Raw genomic sequence first — 19532 nt, forward strand, 5'->3', positions numbered from 1 at the left:
GCGGCAGCGGCCACGGGGTTGTGGGGCTTAGCGGTATTCGCAGAGGTAAGCGGTTTCCACTTCCACTTTCAGCTGGAACTTGCTGTTGGCCGGCACGTTGAAGCGGCTGCCGCCTTCGAAGGTTTCCCATTCCAGGCTGTCAGGCAGCTTGACGATCAGCTTGCCGGTGACCACGTGCATGATTTCTTTCTGTGCGGTGCCGAATTCGTATTCGCCCGGGGCCATGACGCCGATGGTGGCAGGGCCTTCCTTCATTTCGAAAGCAATCGACTTCACGGTGCCGTCGAAGTATTCGTTGACTTTAAACATGGGCGAATCCTCAGGATAGGGTCAAAAGGGTCGCCAGTATGCCCAACGCCGTAAGGCGGTGCACGCGCTTTTAACCGTCTAGTTAGGCAGTGACAGTGGCAGCAGCCGCGCCGTGTTGCGCGCATCTTCCAGGGCCCGGTGCTGCTGGCCGCTGAAGCTCAGGCCAGCCAGTTGCAGGGCACCGTTGAGCCCCAGCGGGCGCTGCAGTTTGCGCGCCTTGGCAAAGCGCTGCTTGAGGTTGGTGTGCGGCAGCTCGGCCAGCAGGCTCTGCAACTGGTGCTGCTGCCAGCTGAGCAACAGCTGCTGGCGGTCATAGTCGCCCCAGCTGACCCAGCCCTGCAGGTTGGCCTGGTGGTGGCCCAGCCAGCGCTCGAACTGCGGCCACACCTCGGTCAGCGGCGCGGCAGCGTCGATATTGGCCTGGGTGATGCGCGTCAGCTCGCGGCAGAAGGGCGTGAGGCACGGCCGCCGTTGCGGGCGCACGAAGCGCTGGAAGTGGTCCACCTCGCGGCCGTCGCGGGTCACCAGGCTGGCACCGATCTCGATGATTTCCATTTCCGCGACCGGCCAACCCCCCTCATCCGTGGTGGCTTCCAGGTCAATCACCAGCCAATGCGGCATACCAGGCTCCAGTGCGCTGTGCTCATTCTGGCTAGAGCGTAGCCAAGTACAAAGAGTTCCGATATCCCCCCAAGCGCTTGCTAGGGAGGGGGCCACGGCATACATTGCTCGACGGACGGTAGTGGAGGCAGGGTCGTGGATGAACTGAAGGCACGTGAAGTCATGCAGCAGCTGGTGGCCAGCGGTCAACTGACCGACCCCGACAGCCCCCGCGGCGTGCTGCTGCAGACGGCCGCCCACCTGTTTCGCAGCCAGGGCTTCGACCGCACCACGGTGCGTGACCTGGCCAGCGCCGTGGGTATCCAGTCGGGCAGCATCTTCCATCACTTCAAGAGCAAGGACGAGATCCTGCGTGCGGTGATGGAGCAGACCATCCTCTACAACACCGCGCTGATGCAGGCCGAGCTTGCCGACGTGACCGGCGTGCGCGAGCGCCTGCTGGCGCTGATCCGCTGCGAACTGCAGTCGATCATGGGCGGCACCGGCGAGGCCATGGCGGTGGCCGTATATGAGTGGCGTTCGTTGTCGGCGCAAGGCCAGGCCCAGGTGCTGGCGGTGCGCGAGCGCTACGAGCAATTGTGGCTGCAGGTGTTGGGCGAGGCCCGGGACGCGGGCCTGCTGTGCGGCGACCTGGCCATTACCCGGCGGTTCCTGACCGGCGCGCTGTCGTGGACCAGCACCTGGTTCAAGCCCCAGGGCAGCCTGAGCCTGGAGCAATTGGCGGACCAGGCACTGAAGTTGCTGTTGAAAGAAGATTGACGCCATGTTTGCAGTTGTCGAACGGCCTGCAAACGCCTAATTTATGGGGATCCAATGCCCTTTGCCCCGAGGTACGACACGTTGACTGGGATTCGCCGGCGCTGCATGGCGCGGTTACTCATGGGGGCGGGCATGAGCCTGGTGGCGCTGTCGAGCCTGGCGGCCCAGGAAGTACGGGTGGGCGCGGCGCATTTCCCGCCCTACACGGTGCGCCCCGAAAGCGGCGCCGACACCGGCCTGCTGCCGCAGTTGGTGGAGGACCTCAATGCCTCACAGAGCCAGTTCCACTTTGTGCTGGTGCCCACCTCGATCCCGCGTCGCTACCGCGACTTCCAGGACGGGCGCATCGACATGGCGATCTTCGAAAACCCCGAGTGGGGCTGGCAGCAGATCGAGCACACCAGCGTCGACATGGGCCTGGAAGACGCCGAGATTTTCGTGGCCAAGCGCGGTGAGCACCGCGACCAGACCTATTTCGCCGACCTGTCCGGCAAGCGCCTGGCGCTGTTCAGCGGCTACCACTACGCCTTCGCCGACTTCAACGCCGACCCCGCGTTCCTGGCCAAGACCTACAACGCCACGCTGACCTATTCCCATGACAGCAACCTGATGATGATCCTGCGCGACCGCGCCGACATCGCCCTGGTGACCCGCTCCTACCTCTATGACTACCTGGCGCGCAACCCCGGGGTGGCCAAGGAATTGCTGATCTCCGACCGCATCGACCAGCTGTATCACCACTACGCGCTGCTGCGCCCCCAGGCGCCCATCAGCGGTGAGCAGTTCCACCAGTTGCTGCAGGTCCTGCGCACCAACGGCGAGATGTTCAAGGTGTTCGACCCCTACAAGATCGCGGTGCGGCCGTTGCCCGAGCAACCGGTGGTAGCCCATGCGGTGCCGTAGCCAGCGGCCGGGGTAAATTTCTGCAAGGCGCTCACGTCATTCAGGAATCTTCCCTCCTTTCGTGAGCTGCCCCTATGCCGCAAATCCCGCCCTTGCCCCACTGGTGCGACCTGGTCGCCGACGAGACCGATGACCGCCTGGTGCTGAGCCTGGCGGGTGAGCGCCTGATCGAATTGCAGGTGCAACGCACGCCACAGTTGACCGTCAGCCCCGTGGGCGCCGCCGACTTCCGGGGGGTGTGGGCTGCCAGCTACTGGCTGCTGAGCGCGAACCCACAGGTGCGCCGCTTGCACTGGCGCCTGGCGGACGCGCCGGCCCAGGCGCTGGCCAGCGGCTTGCTGGTGGCCGCTGCGGGCGAATACCTGTGCGAGCGCGAGCTGTTCTGGCAGTTGCCGCAGCCGTGGCTGGTGCAACCCGGCGCACCCTATCCCCAGCAGTTGCAGATCACCGACGGCAAGCGCCACCCGCGCCGCGCGCCCAAGCCTGCGGGTGAGCTGTATCGGCGTTTCGACCCACGGGTGCAAGCCTGGGTGTCGTTGCGCGCGTTGGACGTGGAGCAGGATCTGGAGCGTTTCCACCGCTGGCAGAACAACCCGCGGGTGGCGAATTTCTGGCAGGAGCAGGGCGACCTCGCCCAGCACCGCGCCTATCTGCAAAAGCTGGCGGCCGACCCGCACACCCTGACCCTGATCGGTTGCTTCGACGACCAGCCGTTCGCCTATTTCGAGGCGTACTGGGCGCGAGAAGATCGTATCGCGCCGTTCCTCGATGCCACCGACTACGACCGTGGCATCCACATGCTGGTGGGCGAGGAAAACCATCGCGGCCCGCACAAGGTGGCCAGCTGGCTGTCGGCGCTGACCCATTACTTGTTCCTGGACGACCCGCGCACCCAGCGCGTGGTCGCCGAGCCGCGTGCCGACAACGGCAAGATGATCGGCTACCTGCAGGGCCAGGGCTTCTACCGCGAGAAGGAATTCGACTTCCCGCACAAGCGCGCGGCGCTGATGGTCACCACCCGCGAAGGCTTCTTCGCCCGCCACGACCTGCCCCTTTGAACCACCCGTAGCAGCTGCCGAAGGCGGCGTCCAGGTTCACCGCGGTTTGCCGGGAACAGCGCGGCGCCTTGGACGCGGCCTGCGGCCGCTGCTACCCACACCGTGTTGCGTTCGGGGTAGGAGCCGGCCTTGGCCGCGCGGTGCCCCCCTGTAGCAGCTGCCGAAGGCGGCGTCCGCATACGACGCGGCCCCAGGGTGTGCCCGGACGCGGCCTGCATCAGGCCGCCTCGCGCTCGCCCGAGGCCTTGCGGCAGTGCACCAGCGCGTCGCGGATCATGAAGTTGACCAGGGTCGGCGACACGCCCAGCTCGCGGGCGATGTCCTTCTGCGGCACGCCGTGCAGGCGGTAGGCCTCAAAGGCGTAGCGGGTGCGTTGGGGCAGTTGGCCCAGCGCCCGTTCCACCACTTCCAGGGTGGCCTGGTGCTGGTGGGTGGCCTCGGGCGTGGCGCCGGCCACTACCACATTTAGGCCTTCGTCCTCGTGGGTGCAGTAGCGCTGCTCCAGCGCCTGCTTGCGGTAGTGGTCGATGGCCAGGTTGCGCACGATCTGGAACAGGTAGCTCAGCTGCGCCTTGAACGACGAGGTGATGGACGGCGCTGATTGCAGGCGGAAGAAGGCGTCCTGCACCACGTCCTCGGCCCGTGAGCGACACCCGGTGATGCGCGCGGCGATCTTCACCAGCAGGGTGCGGTTGTCGACGAAGGCTTGCAGCAGGGGTGTGTCGCACGTGCTTGTGGGCTGTTGTTCCATCATGGAATTCACCTGGGTGCCAGTGGGTTATCGCAGGGGCTGGCGCCTGCGAGACGGGCATCAAGCTATCCGTAATGATAATCGTTGTCAAATGAGAATAAAGTCTAAATGCCCTGTTTCGAGGCATAAGCCGCGCCCTCGAACACTTTCAGGGCATCGGCCAGGCTAGCCGCCGACAGCTCGCCCAGGTGGCTGCCCAGCAGTTCGCCGCGGGGGCTGTAGAACAGCGTGGTGGGCAGCGCCGCCGAGCCCAGCTGGCGGCCCCACTGGCTGCCCGGGTCGTAGAGGATGTGCTGGCGGTCGAAGCCGGCGGCGGCGATGAAGTTGCTGACCACCCCGGGCGTCTCGCCCTGGTTGATGAACACGAAGCGCAGGTCCGGCCGCTGCGCCTGGGCCTGCAGCAGCACGGGCACCTCGCGGCGGCAGGGCGGGCACCAGCTGGCCCACAGGTTGACCACCAGGGGGCGCGGGTCGCTGCCCGGCAGCGCCACTGGCCGGCCCAGGCTGTCATGCAGGGCAGCAGTGGGCATGGCCATGGCTTGCTGGTGCTGGCGCAGCAGCAGGCCGGCACCGGCCCAGGCCAGCAGGCCCACGGCCAGGGCGGCGGCCAGGGGCACGCGCACGGCAGGTTGGCGCCAGCCGCGCCACGCGGCGCCGGCGACCAGCGCCAGCAGGCCTGCCCACCACAGGAAGCCGCCGTCGCGCAGGTCGATCACCTGCCAGGGCTGGTCGCGATACTGGCCGGCGTACAAGGCGACGAAGGCCAGCCGCGCCACCAGCAGCGCCACAACGAACACCCCGAAAATGCTGGATTCCGGGTTGGCCGCGCCGCGCCGGCGGGCCACCCACCAGCCGGCCAGCAAGGCCAGCGCCAGGGCGGCCAACAGCAGCAGGTGGTTGACGGCCAGGGCAAAGGGGCCGACGCCGAGACTCAACATGGGGACTTCCTGTGTGGGGGGGCAGATGCAACCAGTCTGGCCGCCGGCCGTTAAGGGGCGATTAACGGCGCGCCGCCGCCTGGCGAACCCGGCATAATCGCCGGTTAATCAACGCCGGCGATACTGCCGGTTTTGCGCATGGGTACCTTTGATGCACGTATTGCTTTGCGAAGACGACGAGCTGATTGCCTGTGGCATCGTCGCCGGCCTGCAGGCCCAGGGCCTGACCGTGGACCGCGTGGGCACTGCCAGCGCAGCGCGCGCCCTGTTGCAGGCGGCGCATTTCGACGTGATGGTGCTCGACCTGGGCCTGCCCGACGCGGACGGCCTGGCCATGCTGGCTGCCTTGCGCCAACAGGGCGAGTTGCTGCCAGTGCTGGTGCTGACCGCGCGCGACACCGTCACCGACCGCGTGGCGGGCCTGGAGGCGGGGGCCGATGACTACCTGCTCAAGCCCTTCGACCTGCGCGAACTGTGCGCGCGCCTGCACACCCTGACGCGGCGGGTGGCCGGCCGCGCGGTGAATGCCATCGAACACGGCCCGCTGCGCTATGACCCCAGCAGCCGCCAGGCCTGGCTGGCCGGCCAGCCGGTGGACCTGTCGCGCCGCGAGCAGGCCCTGCTGCAGGCGTTGCTGCACAGCCGCGGCCGGGTGCTGTCCAGCGAGCAGCTCAAGGACAGCGTCTACGGCTTTGGCGATGAAGTGGAAAGCAACGCCCTCAACGTGCACATCCACCACCTGCGGCGCAAATTGGGCAACGACATCGTCCAGACCGTGCGCGGGCTGGGCTACCGACTGGGCCAGCCGGCATGAGCCTGCGCCTGCGCTTGAGCCTGATTCTGGGGCTGGCCTTCCTGCTGGTCTGGTGCCTGGCGGCGGCCTGGATGTTCCGCGACCTGCGCCACCAGATGATGTTCTCCCTGGACCAGCGCCTGGTCGCCTCGGCGCGCATGGTCGCCGGGCTGGTGGACCAGCTGCCGCCGCTGGCCAGCCAGGGCGAGGCACGGCGTTTCAGCGCCGACCAGCTGAGCATTCCCGACGGCATGGCCTGCCAGGTCAGCTCGCTGCGCGGCGAGATCCTGGCGCGCAGCCACGGCGCCAGTGACCAGCTGGACGACCAGAGCAGCGGTTTCCATGACCAGCTGATCGATGGCGGCCGCTGGCGCAGCTTCACCCTGATGCACGACGGCGTGCGCATCACCACCGCCGACCGCCACGAAGAACGCGAGTCGCTCAACTATTCGATCCTGCTGGCCGCCTCGGTGCCGGTGCTGGTGGCGCTGCTGGGCAGCCTGGCGGTGCTGTGGCTGTGCGTGGGGGTGGGCCTGGCGCCGCTCAACCGCATCCGCGACGCCTTGGCGCGGCGCAGCGCCGACTCGGTGGAGCCGCTGCAGGTGCAGGCCCTGCCCCGCGAGCTGCAGCCGTTGCTGGACAGCCAGAACCAGCTGTTCCAGCGCATCGGCCAGACCCTGGAGCGCGAGCGGCGCCTGACTGGCGACGCCGCCCATGAACTGCGCAGCCCGCTGACCGCCATCAAGACCCACCTGCAGGTGGCGCGCATGACCGATGGCGGTGCCCGTGAAACCGCCCTGGCCCACGCCGAGGCAGGCGCCGACCGCCTGCACCGTACCCTTGAGCAATTGTTGCTGCTGGCGCGGGTAGAAGGCAGCCTGTCGTTCGACGACGGCTGCGCCTGCACGGCAGGGCAGGTGGCACAGACAGCGGTGCAGGATGCCAGCGCCGGCGACCGCCAGCGCATCGTCCTGGAGCTGCCGCCGGCCGCGGCCGAGGCGCGCCTGCAGGTGCCGTCGGCGCTGGCGGTGGCCGCCGTGCGCAACCTGCTCGACAACGCCCTGCGCCACAGCCCGGCCACTGCCCAGGTGCAGCTGAGCGTGAGCGTGGTGGCGGGGCAGGCGAGCTTCCTGGTGCGTGACCATGGCCCGGGCATCGCCGCCGCCGACCTGCCCAACCTTACCCAGCGCTTCTGGCGCAGCCGCCACAGCGTCGGCTGCGGCCTGGGCCTGGCGATCGTGCATGCCATCGTCCTGCGCTGCGGCGGCGGCCTGGGCTTCGACAGCCGTGACGACGGCTTGCGGGTGCGCCTGGCGCTGCCGCTACATGCGTTGTAACGGCGCCGCGGTCGCCAGGGGCGGGCAGTGCGGGTAGGGTAGCGGCTTGCCTCAGGAGAGGAGCACGAGCATGGACCCGCTCACCGAATCACCCATTGCCATCCAGCCGCCTGGCCCCGGCGATGCCGGCATCATCAGCCGTATCCTGGAGCGCTCGATCCGCACTGGCGGCGCCCTGGACCACCGCAATAACCCTTGCCTGGTGGAGGCCTGGTTGCGTCACAAAGGCTGCAAGGACGTTGATCGCTGGCTGCTGGACGACGCGCTGTACCTGCGCCTGGGCTGGCTGCACGGCAAGCCGGCCGGGGTGGCGCTGGCCTTGACCAGCGGCGAGATCTGCCTGTGCTATGTGCAGCCCGAGTGCTTCCGGCAAGGTGTGGGCCGGGCGCTGATGCTGGCCATGGAAGGGTTTCTGCGCCGCCAGGGCCACCGCCGCGCCATGCTCTACAGCACCGGCGCCGCCAGCGGCTTTCACCAGCGCCTGGGTTACCGACAGACGGGCCGGCCGCTGCGTTTGAGCGGGCTGTTGCTGGTGCCCATGGACAAGGTGTTGGAGGATTTCAACATGGGCCGTGGCAATGGGCTGGTAAAACGTGGCTGAGAATTATTATAATTTGCGACATCGCAATATGCCACTATCCGATTCTTCACCGTAACCAGGGAAGTCACTGCTGATGACGCGGCCCGGTGCTGTACTGGAAACCTACTACCGGGAGCTGGTCGGCTTTCTCAGCGCGCGCCTGGGCAACCGCCAGGTCGCCGAGGACGTGGCCCACGACGCCTACGTGCGGGTGCTGGAGCGCAGTGGCGACACCGAGATCACCCACCCGCGCGCGTTCCTGTACCGCACCGCGCTGAACCTGGTGATCGACGGCCACCGCCGCAGCGTGCTGCGCCAGGCCGAGCCGCTGGAAGTGCTGGACAACGATGAGCGCTACCAGGACCCGGCGTTGCAGCAGGCGGTGGACCAGGGCCAGCGCCTGGAACTGATGCGCCGCGCGCTGGATGAACTGCCGGCGGCCTGCCGCGACTGCTTCCTGCTGCGCAAGCTCGAAGGCCTGTCGCACCCCGAGATCGCCACGCGCCTGAACCTGTCCCGGGCCTTGGTGGAAAAGCACATCGTCAACGCCATGAAGCACTGTCGGGTGCGCATGCGCGAGTGGGAAAGCCTGTAGCCAGCGCCTCGGCTCGCCGATCATCGGTTTGGCCCCGAATTTGCTGCGTCGCCCTTGATTTCGCCGCCCATCGGGAAGAATATCGAGCCAGACTTCCGAGGGATGCCGCTTGATGTGTGGCGGCTCACGGGTCAAGGATGCCCTTGGCGCTACGGCGCAGGTCACCGACCATGATCAACAAAGCGTTGCGAATCCTGATTGCCGACGAGCATCCCAGCCAACTGATGCACGTCGAGCGCATGCTCAACACCATGGGCTATTACCGCATTGCCCCGGTGCGTTCCTTCGAGGCCCTGCTGGCGCTGGTACAGAGCGCCGTGGAACCCTTCGACCTGCTGATTGCCAATACCGAGATGGCCGAGCGTGCCGGCGTCGACCTGCCGCGCCTGTGCAAGGGCAGCAAGCAGGTGCACCACGCATTGCTGTATGAGAGCGAAAGCGTGCCCGTGCCGACCATCGCCGCCCAGCAGCGCGAGTCGGTCAACGTGTGCCTGTCACGCCTGCCGGACAGCGATGCGCTGAAGACCCTGATGGACATCGTCGACATGGGCACCGAGCTAGTCGAGCAGCCTGTCGCGGTCGTCAGCCAGCGTCGCCGCAAGCGCCCGGCTCACAAGGAGCCAGCGCTGGCGCGGCACTCCTAGCGGTGCGCCGGGCTGCCCAGGATCATGCAGGTAGTGCTGGCGGTGGCATACAGCCTGCCCTCGGCATCATAGATGCGCCCTTCGGCCAGCGCCGTGGACCGCCCCACGTGAATGGCCTTGCCTTCCGCCCGCACCGGCCCGGTGCTGGCGCTCAATGCTCGTACGTAGCTGATGCGCAGGTCCAGCGTGGTGTAGCCCTGGCCCTGCTGCAGCCGCGTGTGGATGGCGCAGCCCATGCATGAGTCCAGCAAAGTGGCGGCATAGCCGCCGTGCACGCTGCCCAGCGGGTTGTAGTGACGTTCATCGGGCGTGCCCTGGAAGATGAACAACCCCGGCCCCCATTCAATCGGCACGAAATCCATCAGCGTGCCAATGGGCGGCGAGGGCAGCTCGCCGTTGCCAATGCCATCGAAAAATTCCTTGGGCGAAAGCGCACTCACCTGGGCAAAGGTCAGTGTGCCCGGCCCTGCGAGGCGGCCGCGCATGGCCTGTTCCTGGGCTTGCCACAGGGCAATGAGGTCTTGGGTGTCGACGGGCTGCATGGCAGGCTTCCTGAGGAGTGAGCGACAATCAGATAATATTATAATTATAATATAAATCAACCCCGTAGCAGCTGCCGAAGGCTGCGTCCGTACCACCCCGGTATATCAGGCAAATCGCGGACGCGGCCTGCGGCCGCTGCTACGGCGCGTCCCAGTTTGCTATCCTCTGCGCCTTTGGCAGGCGCCAGCATAGGCGTCGCCGTCCCCAATACGTGGATACTACATGACTGCCAACCCCACCCCCGGCCCGCTGCTGCTATCGCGCGCCGACCACAAGACCCTGGGCCTGGCGGCCCTGGGCGGCGCCCTGGAAATCTACGATTTCATCATTTTCGTGTTCTTCGCGCTCACCCTCAGCCAGCTGTTCTTCCCGCCGCAGATGCCCGAATGGCTGCGCCTGCTGCAAAGCTTCGGCATCTTTGTCACCGGTTACCTGGCCCGGCCGCTGGGCGGCATTCTCATGGCCCACTTCGCCGACCACCTGGGGCGCAAGAAGGTCTTCAGCCTGAGCATTCTGATGATGGCGCTACCGTGCCTGCTGATCGGGGTCATGCCCACCTACGCCCACATTGGCTACGCCGCGCCGCTGATCCTGCTGGCCCTGCGCATCCTGCAGGGCGCGGCGGTGGGGGGCGAGGTGCCCAGCGCCTGGGTGTTCGTCGCCGAACATGCGCCGCTGCATCGCCGCGGTTACGCCCTGGGCTTTCTGCAGGCGGGGCTGACCTTCGGCTACCTGATTGGCGCGCTGACCGCCACGGCCCTGGCGCAGCTGTTCACGCCCCAGGAGATCCTTGATTACGCCTGGCGCCTGCCGTTCCTGCTGGGCGGCGTGTTCGGTGTCATCGGCGTGTGGCTGCGCCGCTGGCTGAGCGAGACCCCGGTGTTCCTGGCCCTGCGCGAGCGTCGCGAAGGCCTGGTGGAACTGCCGCTCAAGACCGTGCTGCGCGATTACCGCCACGCGCTGCTGCCGGCGGTGATCCTCACCTGCGTGCTGACGTCCGCGGTCGTGGTGCTGGTGGTCATTACCCCCACGGTGATGCAGCAGCGTTTCGGCCTCACGGCCAGCCACACCTTCGCCTTGAGCAGCCTGGGCATCGTGTTCCTCAACATCGGTTGCGTGCTGGCCGGCCTGCTGGTGGACCGCATCGGCGCCTGGCGGGCGCTGCTGGTGTACAGCCTGCTGATGCCCCTGGGCATCGCCGCCCTGTACGCCAACCTGATCGGCGGCTGGGGCCTGCCGGGGCTGGGCTATGCCCTGGCCGGGCTGGCCTGCGGGGTGGTGGGCGTGGTGCCGTCGGTGATGGTCGGCCTGTTCCCGGCGAATATCCGCGTGTCAGGCATCTCCTTTACCTACAACATCGCCTACGCCCTGTGGGCCAGCGTCACGCCCCTGGCGTTGATCGCCGCCATGCCCTGGAGCCCGTGGGTGTGCGTGGGCTTCAGCGCGGTGATGGGCCTGGTGGGGCTGCTGACCGCGCTGGTGTTTGCCGGGCGGGGGGTGTTGCAGGAGGGGGACCGGGCTCGAGTCTGCAGTTAAGCTCGCAGGTGTTGATCAGGCGACGGCCAGGCGGGTGATCACCGGCAGCTTTTTGCGCTGCGCCTGCCACAGGTCGTACGCGGCCTGCTCGGCCAGATACATGCGCGCGCTGCCCAGCCCCGCCATTTCCAGACGCAACGCCAGGTCAGCCGACAGTGCCGCGCGGCCGTTGAGCACCGTGGACAACTGCCCACGGGAATAGCCCAGGTGATGCGCCAGGGCGGTGACCGTCATGCCGATCGCCGGCAATACATCCTCGCGCAGCGCTTCACCAGGGTGGGGTGGGTTGAACATGGGCATTATTGCCGTCCCTCCAGTCAGTGGTAGTCGAGGTAGTCGACCAGTTCGATATCGGTGCCGTCGAAGCGATAGATCACGCGCCAGTTGCCCGATACCGTTACCGCCCAGAATCCCAGACGGTCGCCCTTCAAGGCGTGCAGGCGGTTACCCGGCCGGTTCATGTCCTCGGGTGCTGCGGCTCTATCCAAGGCCGAGGGCAGCCGACGCAGTCGGGCAACGTGGTCGGGCCTTACGCCTTTGGTCGTCCCTGTCATGTACAAGGCCTTCAAGCCTTTGTGTCGAATGCTCTTGATCATGACGCGACTGTAAGGTCATAGCTTACACCCACTCAAGGCAAACTGTAAGGCAAGACATTACAGTACGCTCATTACTTAATCCCTAAATATGGGATGCAAAATTATATATTGAGATTTTCCCACGACACGGTCTATATTCTCCTCATCAGCTCTACGCCCTCACTGTCAAAAAACAACTCAGGTGAAGCGATGCAGGCGCATTTGATCGCGCTCGATTGGGGGACTACCTCCCTTCGGGCTTATAAACTCGGCCGTGATGGCCAGGTGCTGGAGCAGCGTTCGCTGGCCTCGGGCATCATGCAATTGCCTACCACCGCCCGGACTATCGCCGGGCAGCACTGTGACAATGGTTTTGAACTGGCCTTCGATGACGCTTGCGGCGACTGGCTGCAGGCGCAACCGCAGCTGCCGGTGATTGCCTGTGGCATGGTCGGCAGCGCCCAGGGCTGGCGCGAGGCGGCCTACTGCCCGACGCCGGCGCGGGTCGCCGACCTGGGCGCCAGCCTGCAGACGGTGCAAACCCTGCGCGGCACGGTGCTGCACATCGTGCCGGGGGTTATCCAGCATTCGCGGCTACCCAACGTGATGCGCGGCGAGGAAACCCAGGTGCTGGGCCTGTTGCAGGACCTGCCCGGCCACACCCGCCAGGACGCCCTGCTGATCGGCCTGCCCGGCAGCCACAGCAAGTGGGTGAGCGTGGTGGACGGCTGCATCCAGCGGTTCGACACCTTCATGACCGGCGAGCTGTACGCCGCCGTCTGTGCCCACACCATCCTCGGCCGCACCCAGCAGCCCACCGGCCAGTTCGACGAAGCCGCCTTCGTGCGTGGCGTGCAGGTGGCGTTGTCGGCCGACGCCGACATCGGTCTGCTGTCGACCCTGTTCAGCGCTCGCACCCTGGGGCTTACCGGCCAGCTGAGCGGTGCCCAGCAACCTGACTACCTGTCCGGCCTGATGATCGGCCACGAGCTACGCGCCCTGGCCGAGGTGTCGCGCGCCCGGCAGGCCGAGGCTGCGCTGCCGGAGGTGGTGCTGATCGGCAGCGCACCGCTGTGCCAGCGCTATCGCATTGCCCTGCGTCTGTGCGGCTTTGCCCAGGCCAGCGTGGCCGAGCAGGCCACCGAACGCGGATTATGGAGCCTGGCCGTGGCGGCCGGGCTGCTCGCCCCACAGCCAGAAGAGGTTTGACATGCTCAAGCAAGCGCTCGCCGCCAACGGCCTGATCGCGATCCTGCGCGGCCTTCGCCCCGACGAAGCCCAGGCCATCGGCCAGGTGCTGTACGCCGAAGGTTTTCGCATCATCGAGGTGCCGCTCAATTCCCCCAATCCCTACGACAGCATTCGCATCCTGCGTGACAGCCTGCCGGCCGATTGCCTGATCGGCGCCGGCACGGTGCTGACCGCCGAGCAGGTGCAGCAGGTCAAGGCCGCTGGCGGCCAGCTGATCGTGATGCCCCACTGCGACGCCAAGGTGCTGCGCGCGGCCAAGGCGGCCGGGCTGTACCTGTCGCCCGGCGTGGTCACGCCCACCGAGGCGTTCGCGGCGCTGGAGGAGGGCGCCGACGCGCTGAAACTGTTCCCTGCCGAAGCGCTCAACCCTGGCGTGGTCAAGGCGCTGCTGGCGGTGCTGCCCAAGGGCACCGCGCTGATTCCGGTGGGTGGCATCAGCCCGGACAACATGGCGCCGTTCGTCGAGGCCGGGGTCCAGGGTTTCGGCCTGGGTTCGGGGCTGTTCAAGCCGGGCATGAGCGCCGCCGACGTCGGCGCCCGGGCCAAGGCCTACGTGGCCGCCTGGAAGCGCCTGCACTGATTCGTTGCGACTACAAAACATCGACAAGAGAGACAAGCGATGAAAATCACCAAATTGACCACCTTTATCGTGCCGCCGCGCTGGTGCTTCCTGAAAGTCGAGACCGACGAGGGCGTGACCGGCTGGGGCGAGCCCGTGGTGGAAGGCCGCGCGCACACCGTGGCGGCAGCCGTCGAGGAATTGTCCGACTACCTGATCGGCAAGGACCCGCGCAACATCGAGGACATCTGGACCGTGCTCTACCGCGGCGGCTTCTACCGCGGCGGCGCCATCCACATGAGCGCGCTGGCCGGTATCGACCAGGCGCTGTGGGACATCAAGGGCAAGGCCCTGGGCGTGTCGGTCAGCGACCTGCTGGGCGGCCAGGTGCGCGACCGCATTCGCGTGTATTCGTGGATCGGCGGCGACCGCCCGGCCGACACCGCCAAGGCCGCCCGCGAGGCCGTGGACCGTGGCTTCACCGCGGTGAAAATGAACGGCACCGAAGAGCTGCAGTTCATCGACACCTTCGACAAGGTCGACCTGTGCCTGGCCAACGTCGCCGCCGTGCGTGATGCCGTGGGACCCAACGTCGGCATCGGCGTGGACTTCCACGGCCGTGTGCACAAGCCCATGGCCAAGGTGCTGATGAAGGAGCTGGACCCGTACAAGCTGATGTTCATCGAGGAGCCGGTGCTCAGCGAGAACTACGAGGCCTTGAAGGAGCTGGCGCCGCTGACCAGTACGCCCATCGCCCTGGGCGAGCGGCTGTTCTCGCGCTGGGACTTCAAGCGCGTGCTCAGCGAGGGCTACGTCGACATCATCCAGCCTGATGCGTCCCACGCCGGCGGCATCACCGAGACGCGCAAGATCGCCAACATGGCCGAGGCCTACGACGTGGCGCTGGCGCTGCACTGCCCGCTGGGCCCGATCGCCCTGGCAGCGTGCCTGCAGTTGGACGCGGCCTGCTACAACGCGTTCATCCAGGAGCAGAGCCTGGGCATCCACTACAACGAGAGCAACGACCTGCTGGACTACGTCAAGCGCCCCGAGGTGTTCGACTACGACAACGGCTTCGTGAAGATCCCCAACGGCCCGGGCCTGGGCATCGAGATCAACGAAGAGTACGTCAAGGAGCGCGCCGCCGTGGGCCACCGCTGGCGCAACCCGATCTGGCGCCACGCCGACGGCAGCTTCGCCGAGTGGTAACCCGCCACCTGTAGCTGCGATTTACTGTGGGAGCTGGCTTGCCAGCGAGTTTTTGGGCCTCAACAGCTCGCTGGCAAGCCAGCTCCCACAGGCCAAACAATAAGAATGAGGCATGTTGCCCATGCACACCCAGACTCTCCCCGCGCAGGCGGCGTTGGCTACGCCAAGCCGCAAGCGCTTCTTCATCATGGTGCTGCTGTTTATCACGGTGGTGATCAACTACCTGGACCGCAGCAACCTGTCCATCGCCGCCCCGGCGCTGACCAGCGACCTGGGCATCGACCCGGTGCACGTGGGCCTGGTGTTCTCCGCCTTCGGCTGGACCTACGCGGCCATGCAGATCCCGGGCGGCTGGCTGGTGGACCGGGTGCCGCCGCGCATCCTCTACAGCGTTGCCCTGGCGCTGTGGTCGGTGGCCACGGTAATGCTCGGTTTCGCCGGCAGCTTCATCGCCCTGTTCGTGCTGCGCATGGCCGTGGGTGCGCTGGAAGCACCGGCCTACCCCATCAACAGCCGTGTGGTCACCACCTGGTTCCCGGAACGCGAGCGCGCCACCGCCATCGGTTTCTACACCTCGGGGCAATTCGTCGGCCTGGCGTTCCTGACGCCGGTGCTGGCCTGGCTGCAGCACGCCTTCGGCTGGCACATGGTGTTCGTCGCCACCGGCGTGCTGGGCATTGCCTGGGCGCTGGTATGGTTCGCGGTGTACCGCGAGCCGCGTGACTTCAAGGGCGCCAACGACGCCGAAATCGGGCTGATCAGCGAAGGCGGCGGCCTGGTGGACATGCAGGCCTCGGCACGGGCCGCCAAGCCCGGTTTCAGCTGGGCTGACCTGGGCATCGTGCTCAGCAAGCGCAAGTTGTGGGGCATCTACCTGGGCCAGTACTGCCTCAACTCGACCCTGTGGTTCTTCCTGACCTGGTTCCCCACCTACCTGGTTAAATACCGCGGCATGGACTTCATCAAGTCCGGCATGCTCGCGTCGTTGCCATTCCTGGCGGCGTTCGTCGGCGTGCTGTGCTCGGGGTTCTTCTCTGACTGGCTGATTCGCCGGGGCGCCAGCATCGGCCTGGCGCGCAAGCTGCCGATCATCGGCGGGCTGCTGATCAGCACCTGCATCATCGGCGCCAACTACGCCGAGTCCACGGCGGTGGTGATCGCCTGCCTGGCGGTGGCGTTCTTCGGCAACGGCCTGGCGTCGATCACCTGGTCGCTGGTCTCCACCCTGGCCCCGGCGCGCCTGCTGGGCCTGACCGGCGGGGTGTTCAACTTCATCGGCAACCTGTCGGCGATCACCACGCCCATCGCCATCGGCTTCCTGGCCAGCGGCGATTCGTTCGCGCCGGCCATCACCTACATCGCGGTGATGGCGTTGCTGGGCGCGCTGTCGTACATCGTGCTGGTCGGCAAGGTCGAACGCATCCAGCTGTGACTGGCACAGGCGGGGGCGGGCGCACATAATGCGCCTGCTCACGTACTCACTACAGGATTTGCCCATGCAGGACGACGTCACCCCGCAGGCCAAGGAGGCCGCCCCCGCCGGCACGCAAACCCTGATGCGCGGCCTGGCCGTGATTCAGGCAGTGGCCGACGGCGCCCGCGACCTCAAGGAAATCGCCCGGCACGTCGGCACCACCCGCAGCACCACCCACCGCCTGGCCAGCGCCCTGGTGGACGAACGCTACCTGCGCGTGCTGCCCCAGGTGGGCTACCTGCTGGGCCCCAAGCTGATCGAACTGGGCTTCCAGGCCCGCGAGGAAGTGCCCCTGGTGATGCTTGCCGGCCCGTACCTGGACGAGCTGTCGCGGCTGACCGGCGACACCATCCACCTGGCGGTGCGCGACGGCGACGACGTGCTCTACCTGCACAAGACCCCCGGCCGCAACGGCCCGGAAATGCGCTCGCGGGTCGGCCACCGCATGCCGCTGGCGCGCACCGGCATCGGCAAGGCGCTGCTGCTGGACGCCTCGCCCGCCGAGTGGCACCACCTGTACGAAATCAGCCTGCCCGCCGCCGGCCACAACGCCCTGTGGCCCAACCACCCCGAGCAAACCTGGGAGCAGGTGCACGCGCGCATGCAGGCCTACGCCCGGGGCGGCTACGCCTTCGACCTGGAAGACAACGAGCCCTCCATCCGCTGCGTGGCAGCGCCGATTCGCGATGCGAGCAAACGCATCGTGGCGGCGATCAGCGTGGCCAGCACGGTGCCGTACATGTCGCTGGAGAAGATGGAAGGGTTGGTGGCGGTGGTGCAGAAGGCGGCGGCGGGGATATCGGCTGAGGTGGGGGGCGGATAGGCGCCATGCTTCGCGGTACGTTCTACCTCGTAGTCGCAGCTCGCGGCAGCGGCGATGAGGTGGATGAGCTATAAATTTTCTTACATTGTGTGTATCGTGTGTATTGATACTGGTCCTGGTTGTATCCTTCGCTTTGCAACGGAGGATCAAGGCATGGATTATGCGAAGTCGGGAAATGATCAGATGGATCATGCAGGATGGTTGGTATCTGGTGGCGGTCAGCGGCAGTCATCATCAGTACAAGCACCCGCGCAAGTCAGGGCGCGTCACGATCAAGCATCCAGACGGCGAGCTGCCAAAAGGGACGATCAACAGCATTCTGAAACAGGCGGGTCTGAAATGATCAGCCAGGTCCACCAGATAACATCGGACTTGGTTCCAACAGACAGGTGGCCCCCTATGAAATTTGCAGTGGTCCTGCATAAAGATGAAGGCTCCGAATATGGGGTGTCAGTGCCCGACGTTCCTGGCTGTTTTTCAGCAGGGGCGACAGTCGCCGAGGCGCTAGCAAGCGTGGAGGAAGCCATGGCCTTACACTTTGAAGGGCTGGTCATCGATGGTGAGCCTTTGCCGACATCTCGCGATATAGACTTGCATATTTCCAATCCTGACTTTGCGGGCGGCCTTTGGGCATTCGTCGAGATTGATCTGACCCCCTATTTTGGTAAGTCCGTGCGTTTCAACGCTACTTTGCCCGAGCATCTCCTGCAACGCATAGACCAGACCGTTAGCCGCGACCATCGCTACAAGTCACGGTCTGGGTTTCTCGCAGCGGCTGCCCTACGCGAGTTGTCGATCTGACCACCCATCACCCCATCGGCGGCAATCGCCGCTTCACCGGGCTCTTCTTGATGATCGCGGTATTGGTTTCGGCGTAGGCGTTCAGGCCATCCAATACCGTGTCCAGTTCCTCGATGCTGCGCACATGCAACCGGGCGATGAAACAGTCGTCGCCGGTGACCTTGTCGCATTCGGTGAACTGCGCGATCTGCTGGATCTGCCGTTCCACCACCTGCAGTTGCCCCGGCAGCGGGCGGATGCGGACGATGGCTTGCAGCTGGTAGCCGAAGGCCTTGGGGTCGACTTCGACGGTGTAGCTCTTGAGCACGCCGCGTTCTTCCAGCTTGCGCAGGCGCTCGGCAACGCTGGGGGCGGACAGGCCGGTGAGTTGCGCCAGGGCCTTGAGCGAGCGGCGCGAGTCTTCCATCAGGGCGGCAATTAGGCGCTGGTCGATGTCATCAGTCATGTTTCGCTCCTTAGGCAAAAGCTGCCGAATGCCTTGATAGTAAAGCCGTATCGCCCATTTCACCTTGCTTTTTTCATGGAATCCGCGCGCGGGCGCCGAGCATAATATTGCCCATTGCAAAGGAGAATGTAGATGGACAATTCACTGCGGCGCGGCACCCTGGAAATGGTCGCGGCCATGTTGATTTCCGGCACCATTGGCTGGCTGGTGATGCTCTCGGGGCAGCCGGTGCTGGACGTGGTGTTCTGGCGCTGCGTGTTCGGCGCGCTGACGCTGCTGGTGGTGTGCGCGGCCATGGGCTTTTTGCGGCCTGGTCTGCTGACCCGCACCACGTTGCTGCTGGCGGTGCTCAGCGGCGTGGCCATTGTCGGCAACTGGCTGCTGCTGTTCGGCTCGTACTCGCGGGCGTCCATCGCCATTGGCACGGCGGTGTATAACGTGCAGCCGTTCATGCTGGTCGGGCTGGGGGCGATGTTCCTCGGCGAGAAGATCACCGCGCAGAAGCTGTTCTGGCTGACGGTGTCCTTCGCCGGCATGCTGGCCATCGTCAGCGCCCATGGCGGGCAGGGCGGTGGCGATTACCTGATGGGCATCGTCATGGCGCTGGGGGCGGCGGCGTTGTATGCCATCGCGGCGCTGATCATCAAGCGCCTGAAGGGCGTGCCGCCGCATTTGATCGCACTGGTGCAGGTCAGCACCGGCGCGGTGCTGCTGGCGCCGCTGGCGGATCTGTCGGCGTTTCCCCATGCGCTGCACGGTTGGGGCGCGCTGCTGACGCTGGGCATGGTGCACACTGGCCTGATGTACGTGCTGCTGTATGGCGCTATTCAAAAGCTGCCGACGGCGTTGACCGGGGCCTTGAGTTTCATCTACCCGATCGTGGCCATTTTCGTCGATTGGTTTGCGTTCGGGCACCGCCTGGATGCCCTGCAATGGGTGGGTGTGGCGGCCATTCTGCTGGCCGCCGCGGGCATGCAGCAGGGCTGGGGCCTGCGCCGTGCCCGGCAGGCCAACGCGCACTGAGTGCA

The 19532-nt window shown here is 66.1% G+C and carries 25 protein-coding genes; 17 read left to right on the forward strand and 8 right to left on the reverse strand.

All coding sequences use genetic code 11. The features are described from left to right. Nucleotides 1-27: 27 nt before the first annotated feature. Both ppnP and AC0J42_RS09100 read right to left on the reverse strand, forming a co-directional pair. Nucleotides 28-309: a pyrimidine/purine nucleoside phosphorylase gene (gene ppnP, locus AC0J42_RS09095; protein WP_416423228.1), complete on the reverse strand. Its 282-nt coding sequence runs from the start codon at nt 307-309 to the stop codon at nt 28-30. A 78-nt stretch (nt 310-387) separates the two neighbouring features. After that, nucleotides 388-930, reverse strand: a complete 543-nt coding sequence (locus tag AC0J42_RS09100) for a 3'-5' exonuclease (RefSeq protein ID WP_416423229.1) — start codon at nt 928-930, stop codon at nt 388-390. 135 nt (nt 931-1065) lie between these two features. Here AC0J42_RS09100 and AC0J42_RS09105 point away from each other — a divergent pair, with 135 nt between their 5' ends. The 3 genes from AC0J42_RS09105 (at nt 1066) to AC0J42_RS09115 (ending at nt 3650) form a co-directional block, all read left to right on the forward strand. Further along, the gene (locus tag AC0J42_RS09105; protein WP_473005901.1) at nt 1066-1689 is read left to right on the forward strand and encodes a TetR/AcrR family transcriptional regulator; all 624 of its coding nucleotides are present in this window, start codon (nt 1066-1068) and stop codon (nt 1687-1689) included. A 105-nt stretch (nt 1690-1794) separates the two neighbouring features. Beyond that, on the forward strand, nt 1795-2592 hold the full coding sequence (locus tag AC0J42_RS09110) for a substrate-binding periplasmic protein (protein ID WP_416423231.1): 798 nt from the start codon (nt 1795-1797) through the stop codon (nt 2590-2592). Nucleotides 2593-2666: 74 nt separating this feature from the next. Then, on the forward strand, nt 2667-3650 hold the full coding sequence (locus AC0J42_RS09115; protein WP_473005903.1) for a GNAT family N-acetyltransferase: 984 nt from the start codon (nt 2667-2669) through the stop codon (nt 3648-3650). 217 nt (nt 3651-3867) lie between these two features. Here AC0J42_RS09115 and AC0J42_RS09120 read toward each other — a convergent pair whose 3' ends face one another. Both AC0J42_RS09120 and AC0J42_RS09125 read right to left on the reverse strand, forming a co-directional pair. Next, the gene (locus tag AC0J42_RS09120) at nt 3868-4404 is read right to left on the reverse strand and encodes an RNA polymerase factor sigma-70 (RefSeq protein ID WP_416423233.1); all 537 of its coding nucleotides are present in this window, start codon (nt 4402-4404) and stop codon (nt 3868-3870) included. 101 nt (nt 4405-4505) lie between these two features. Beyond that, complete coding sequence (locus AC0J42_RS09125; protein ID WP_473005905.1) at nt 4506-5339, reverse strand: TlpA family protein disulfide reductase; 834 nt, start codon at nt 5337-5339, stop codon at nt 4506-4508. Nucleotides 5340-5490: 151 nt separating this feature from the next. On the opposite strand from AC0J42_RS09125, the gene AC0J42_RS09130 reads away from it, so the two are divergent. The 5 genes from AC0J42_RS09130 to AC0J42_RS09150 all read left to right on the forward strand — a co-directional run bounded on the left by AC0J42_RS09130 (nt 5491) and on the right by AC0J42_RS09150 (nt 9288). Continuing rightward, a complete protein-coding gene (locus tag AC0J42_RS09130; protein WP_473005906.1) occupies nt 5491-6153 on the forward strand; it encodes a response regulator in 663 nt (220 codons plus the stop codon). Further along, complete coding sequence (locus AC0J42_RS09135) at nt 6150-7469, forward strand: ATP-binding protein (protein WP_473005907.1); 1320 nt, start codon at nt 6150-6152, stop codon at nt 7467-7469. The genes AC0J42_RS09130 and AC0J42_RS09135 overlap by 4 nt, the downstream gene beginning before the upstream one ends. Nucleotides 7470-7539: 70 nt before the next feature. Beyond that, the gene (locus AC0J42_RS09140; protein WP_473005908.1) at nt 7540-8070 is read left to right on the forward strand and encodes a GNAT family N-acetyltransferase; all 531 of its coding nucleotides are present in this window, start codon (nt 7540-7542) and stop codon (nt 8068-8070) included. A 94-nt stretch (nt 8071-8164) separates the two neighbouring features. Further along, nucleotides 8165-8644 carry a sigma-70 family RNA polymerase sigma factor gene (locus AC0J42_RS09145; RefSeq protein WP_473006831.1) on the forward strand — a complete coding sequence of 160 codons (480 nt, stop codon included), beginning with the start codon at nt 8165-8167 and terminating at the stop codon, nt 8642-8644. Nucleotides 8645-8814: 170 nt separating this feature from the next. Beyond that, the gene (locus AC0J42_RS09150) at nt 8815-9288 is read left to right on the forward strand and encodes a histidine kinase (protein WP_416423238.1); all 474 of its coding nucleotides are present in this window, start codon (nt 8815-8817) and stop codon (nt 9286-9288) included. Here the strand turns inward: AC0J42_RS09150 and AC0J42_RS09155 are convergent. Then, nucleotides 9285-9830, reverse strand: coding sequence for a PaaI family thioesterase (locus AC0J42_RS09155; RefSeq protein WP_416423239.1), 546 nt, complete (start codon nt 9828-9830; stop codon nt 9285-9287). The genes AC0J42_RS09150 and AC0J42_RS09155 overlap by 4 nt on opposite strands. Before the next feature lie 223 nt (nt 9831-10053). On the opposite strand from AC0J42_RS09155, the gene AC0J42_RS09160 reads away from it, so the two are divergent. After that, the gene (locus AC0J42_RS09160) at nt 10054-11367 is read left to right on the forward strand and encodes an MFS transporter (RefSeq protein ID WP_416423240.1); all 1314 of its coding nucleotides are present in this window, start codon (nt 10054-10056) and stop codon (nt 11365-11367) included. Between the two features lie 15 nt (nt 11368-11382). Here AC0J42_RS09160 and AC0J42_RS09165 read toward each other — a convergent pair whose 3' ends face one another. Beyond that, the gene (locus tag AC0J42_RS09165; RefSeq protein WP_416423241.1) at nt 11383-11667 is read right to left on the reverse strand and encodes a HigA family addiction module antitoxin; all 285 of its coding nucleotides are present in this window, start codon (nt 11665-11667) and stop codon (nt 11383-11385) included. Nucleotides 11668-11684: 17 nt separating this feature from the next. Beyond that, nucleotides 11685-11963 carry a type II toxin-antitoxin system RelE/ParE family toxin gene (locus tag AC0J42_RS09170; protein WP_473005911.1) on the reverse strand — a complete coding sequence of 93 codons (279 nt, stop codon included), beginning with the start codon at nt 11961-11963 and terminating at the stop codon, nt 11685-11687. A gap of 189 nt (nt 11964-12152) precedes the next feature. Here AC0J42_RS09170 and AC0J42_RS09175 point away from each other — a divergent pair, with 189 nt between their 5' ends. From AC0J42_RS09175 to AC0J42_RS09205, 7 genes are all read left to right on the forward strand, one after another. Continuing rightward, nucleotides 12153-13151 carry a 2-dehydro-3-deoxygalactonokinase gene (locus AC0J42_RS09175; protein WP_473005912.1) on the forward strand — a complete coding sequence of 333 codons (999 nt, stop codon included), beginning with the start codon at nt 12153-12155 and terminating at the stop codon, nt 13149-13151. Between the two features lies 1 nt (nt 13152). Beyond that, entirely contained in the window at nt 13153-13773 is a 621-nt protein-coding gene (locus tag AC0J42_RS09180; RefSeq protein ID WP_473005913.1) for a 2-dehydro-3-deoxy-6-phosphogalactonate aldolase, read from the forward strand. A gap of 39 nt (nt 13774-13812) precedes the next feature. Then, nucleotides 13813-14961, forward strand: a complete 1149-nt coding sequence (gene dgoD / locus AC0J42_RS09185; protein ID WP_416423245.1) for a galactonate dehydratase — start codon at nt 13813-13815, stop codon at nt 14959-14961. A gap of 121 nt (nt 14962-15082) precedes the next feature. Then, a complete protein-coding gene (locus AC0J42_RS09190; RefSeq protein ID WP_416423246.1) occupies nt 15083-16393 on the forward strand; it encodes an MFS transporter in 1311 nt (436 codons plus the stop codon). A 64-nt stretch (nt 16394-16457) separates the two neighbouring features. Continuing rightward, the gene (locus AC0J42_RS09195) at nt 16458-17258 is read left to right on the forward strand and encodes an IclR family transcriptional regulator (RefSeq protein WP_416423247.1); all 801 of its coding nucleotides are present in this window, start codon (nt 16458-16460) and stop codon (nt 17256-17258) included. Nucleotides 17259-17418: 160 nt separating this feature from the next. Further along, on the forward strand, nt 17419-17601 hold the full coding sequence (locus AC0J42_RS09200) for a type II toxin-antitoxin system HicA family toxin (protein ID WP_473005917.1): 183 nt from the start codon (nt 17419-17421) through the stop codon (nt 17599-17601). A gap of 56 nt (nt 17602-17657) precedes the next feature. Continuing rightward, nucleotides 17658-18059 carry a type II toxin-antitoxin system HicB family antitoxin gene (locus AC0J42_RS09205; protein ID WP_473005918.1) on the forward strand — a complete coding sequence of 134 codons (402 nt, stop codon included), beginning with the start codon at nt 17658-17660 and terminating at the stop codon, nt 18057-18059. A gap of 7 nt (nt 18060-18066) precedes the next feature. Here AC0J42_RS09205 and AC0J42_RS09210 read toward each other — a convergent pair whose 3' ends face one another. After that, complete coding sequence (locus AC0J42_RS09210) at nt 18067-18504, reverse strand: Lrp/AsnC family transcriptional regulator (protein ID WP_473005919.1); 438 nt, start codon at nt 18502-18504, stop codon at nt 18067-18069. 132 nt (nt 18505-18636) lie between these two features. Here AC0J42_RS09210 and AC0J42_RS09215 point away from each other — a divergent pair, with 132 nt between their 5' ends. Next, on the forward strand, nt 18637-19527 hold the full coding sequence (locus AC0J42_RS09215; RefSeq protein WP_473005920.1) for a DMT family transporter: 891 nt from the start codon (nt 18637-18639) through the stop codon (nt 19525-19527). The last annotated feature ends 5 nt before the right edge of the window (nt 19528-19532 follow it).

This window comes from Pseudomonas sp. Tav-5-1A, assembly GCF_055755055.1.

Coding starts and splice junctions, on each gene's coding strand:
- AC0J42_RS09170 (WP_473005911.1), bottom strand. CDS start 11,963: ATGATCAAGAGCATTCGACACAAAGGCTTGAAGGCCTTGTACATGACA.
- AC0J42_RS09205 (WP_473005918.1), top strand. CDS start 17,658: ATGAAATTTGCAGTGGTCCTGCATAAAGATGAAGGCTCCGAATATGGG.
- AC0J42_RS09135 (WP_473005907.1), top strand. CDS start 6,150: ATGAGCCTGCGCCTGCGCTTGAGCCTGATTCTGGGGCTGGCCTTCCTG.
- AC0J42_RS09165 (WP_416423241.1), bottom strand. CDS start 11,667: ATGCCCATGTTCAACCCACCCCACCCTGGTGAAGCGCTGCGCGAGGAT.
- AC0J42_RS09140 (WP_473005908.1), top strand. CDS start 7,540: ATGGACCCGCTCACCGAATCACCCATTGCCATCCAGCCGCCTGGCCCC.
- AC0J42_RS09210 (WP_473005919.1), bottom strand. CDS start 18,504: ATGACTGATGACATCGACCAGCGCCTAATTGCCGCCCTGATGGAAGAC.
- AC0J42_RS09155 (WP_416423239.1), bottom strand. CDS start 9,830: ATGCAGCCCGTCGACACCCAAGACCTCATTGCCCTGTGGCAAGCCCAG.
- AC0J42_RS09125 (WP_473005905.1), bottom strand. CDS start 5,339: ATGTTGAGTCTCGGCGTCGGCCCCTTTGCCCTGGCCGTCAACCACCTG.
- dgoD (WP_416423245.1), top strand. CDS start 13,813: ATGAAAATCACCAAATTGACCACCTTTATCGTGCCGCCGCGCTGGTGC.
- AC0J42_RS09190 (WP_416423246.1), top strand. CDS start 15,083: ATGCACACCCAGACTCTCCCCGCGCAGGCGGCGTTGGCTACGCCAAGC.
- AC0J42_RS09215 (WP_473005920.1), top strand. CDS start 18,637: ATGGACAATTCACTGCGGCGCGGCACCCTGGAAATGGTCGCGGCCATG.
- AC0J42_RS09110 (WP_416423231.1), top strand. CDS start 1,795: ATGGCGCGGTTACTCATGGGGGCGGGCATGAGCCTGGTGGCGCTGTCG.
- AC0J42_RS09180 (WP_473005913.1), top strand. CDS start 13,153: ATGCTCAAGCAAGCGCTCGCCGCCAACGGCCTGATCGCGATCCTGCGC.
- AC0J42_RS09120 (WP_416423233.1), bottom strand. CDS start 4,404: ATGATGGAACAACAGCCCACAAGCACGTGCGACACACCCCTGCTGCAA.
- ppnP (WP_416423228.1), bottom strand. CDS start 309: ATGTTTAAAGTCAACGAATACTTCGACGGCACCGTGAAGTCGATTGCT.
- AC0J42_RS09175 (WP_473005912.1), top strand. CDS start 12,153: ATGCAGGCGCATTTGATCGCGCTCGATTGGGGGACTACCTCCCTTCGG.
- AC0J42_RS09130 (WP_473005906.1), top strand. CDS start 5,491: ATGCACGTATTGCTTTGCGAAGACGACGAGCTGATTGCCTGTGGCATC.
- AC0J42_RS09160 (WP_416423240.1), top strand. CDS start 10,054: ATGACTGCCAACCCCACCCCCGGCCCGCTGCTGCTATCGCGCGCCGAC.
- AC0J42_RS09195 (WP_416423247.1), top strand. CDS start 16,458: ATGCAGGACGACGTCACCCCGCAGGCCAAGGAGGCCGCCCCCGCCGGC.
- AC0J42_RS09150 (WP_416423238.1), top strand. CDS start 8,815: ATGATCAACAAAGCGTTGCGAATCCTGATTGCCGACGAGCATCCCAGC.
- AC0J42_RS09200 (WP_473005917.1), top strand. CDS start 17,419: ATGCGAAGTCGGGAAATGATCAGATGGATCATGCAGGATGGTTGGTAT.
- AC0J42_RS09115 (WP_473005903.1), top strand. CDS start 2,667: ATGCCGCAAATCCCGCCCTTGCCCCACTGGTGCGACCTGGTCGCCGAC.
- AC0J42_RS09100 (WP_416423229.1), bottom strand. CDS start 930: ATGCCGCATTGGCTGGTGATTGACCTGGAAGCCACCACGGATGAGGGG.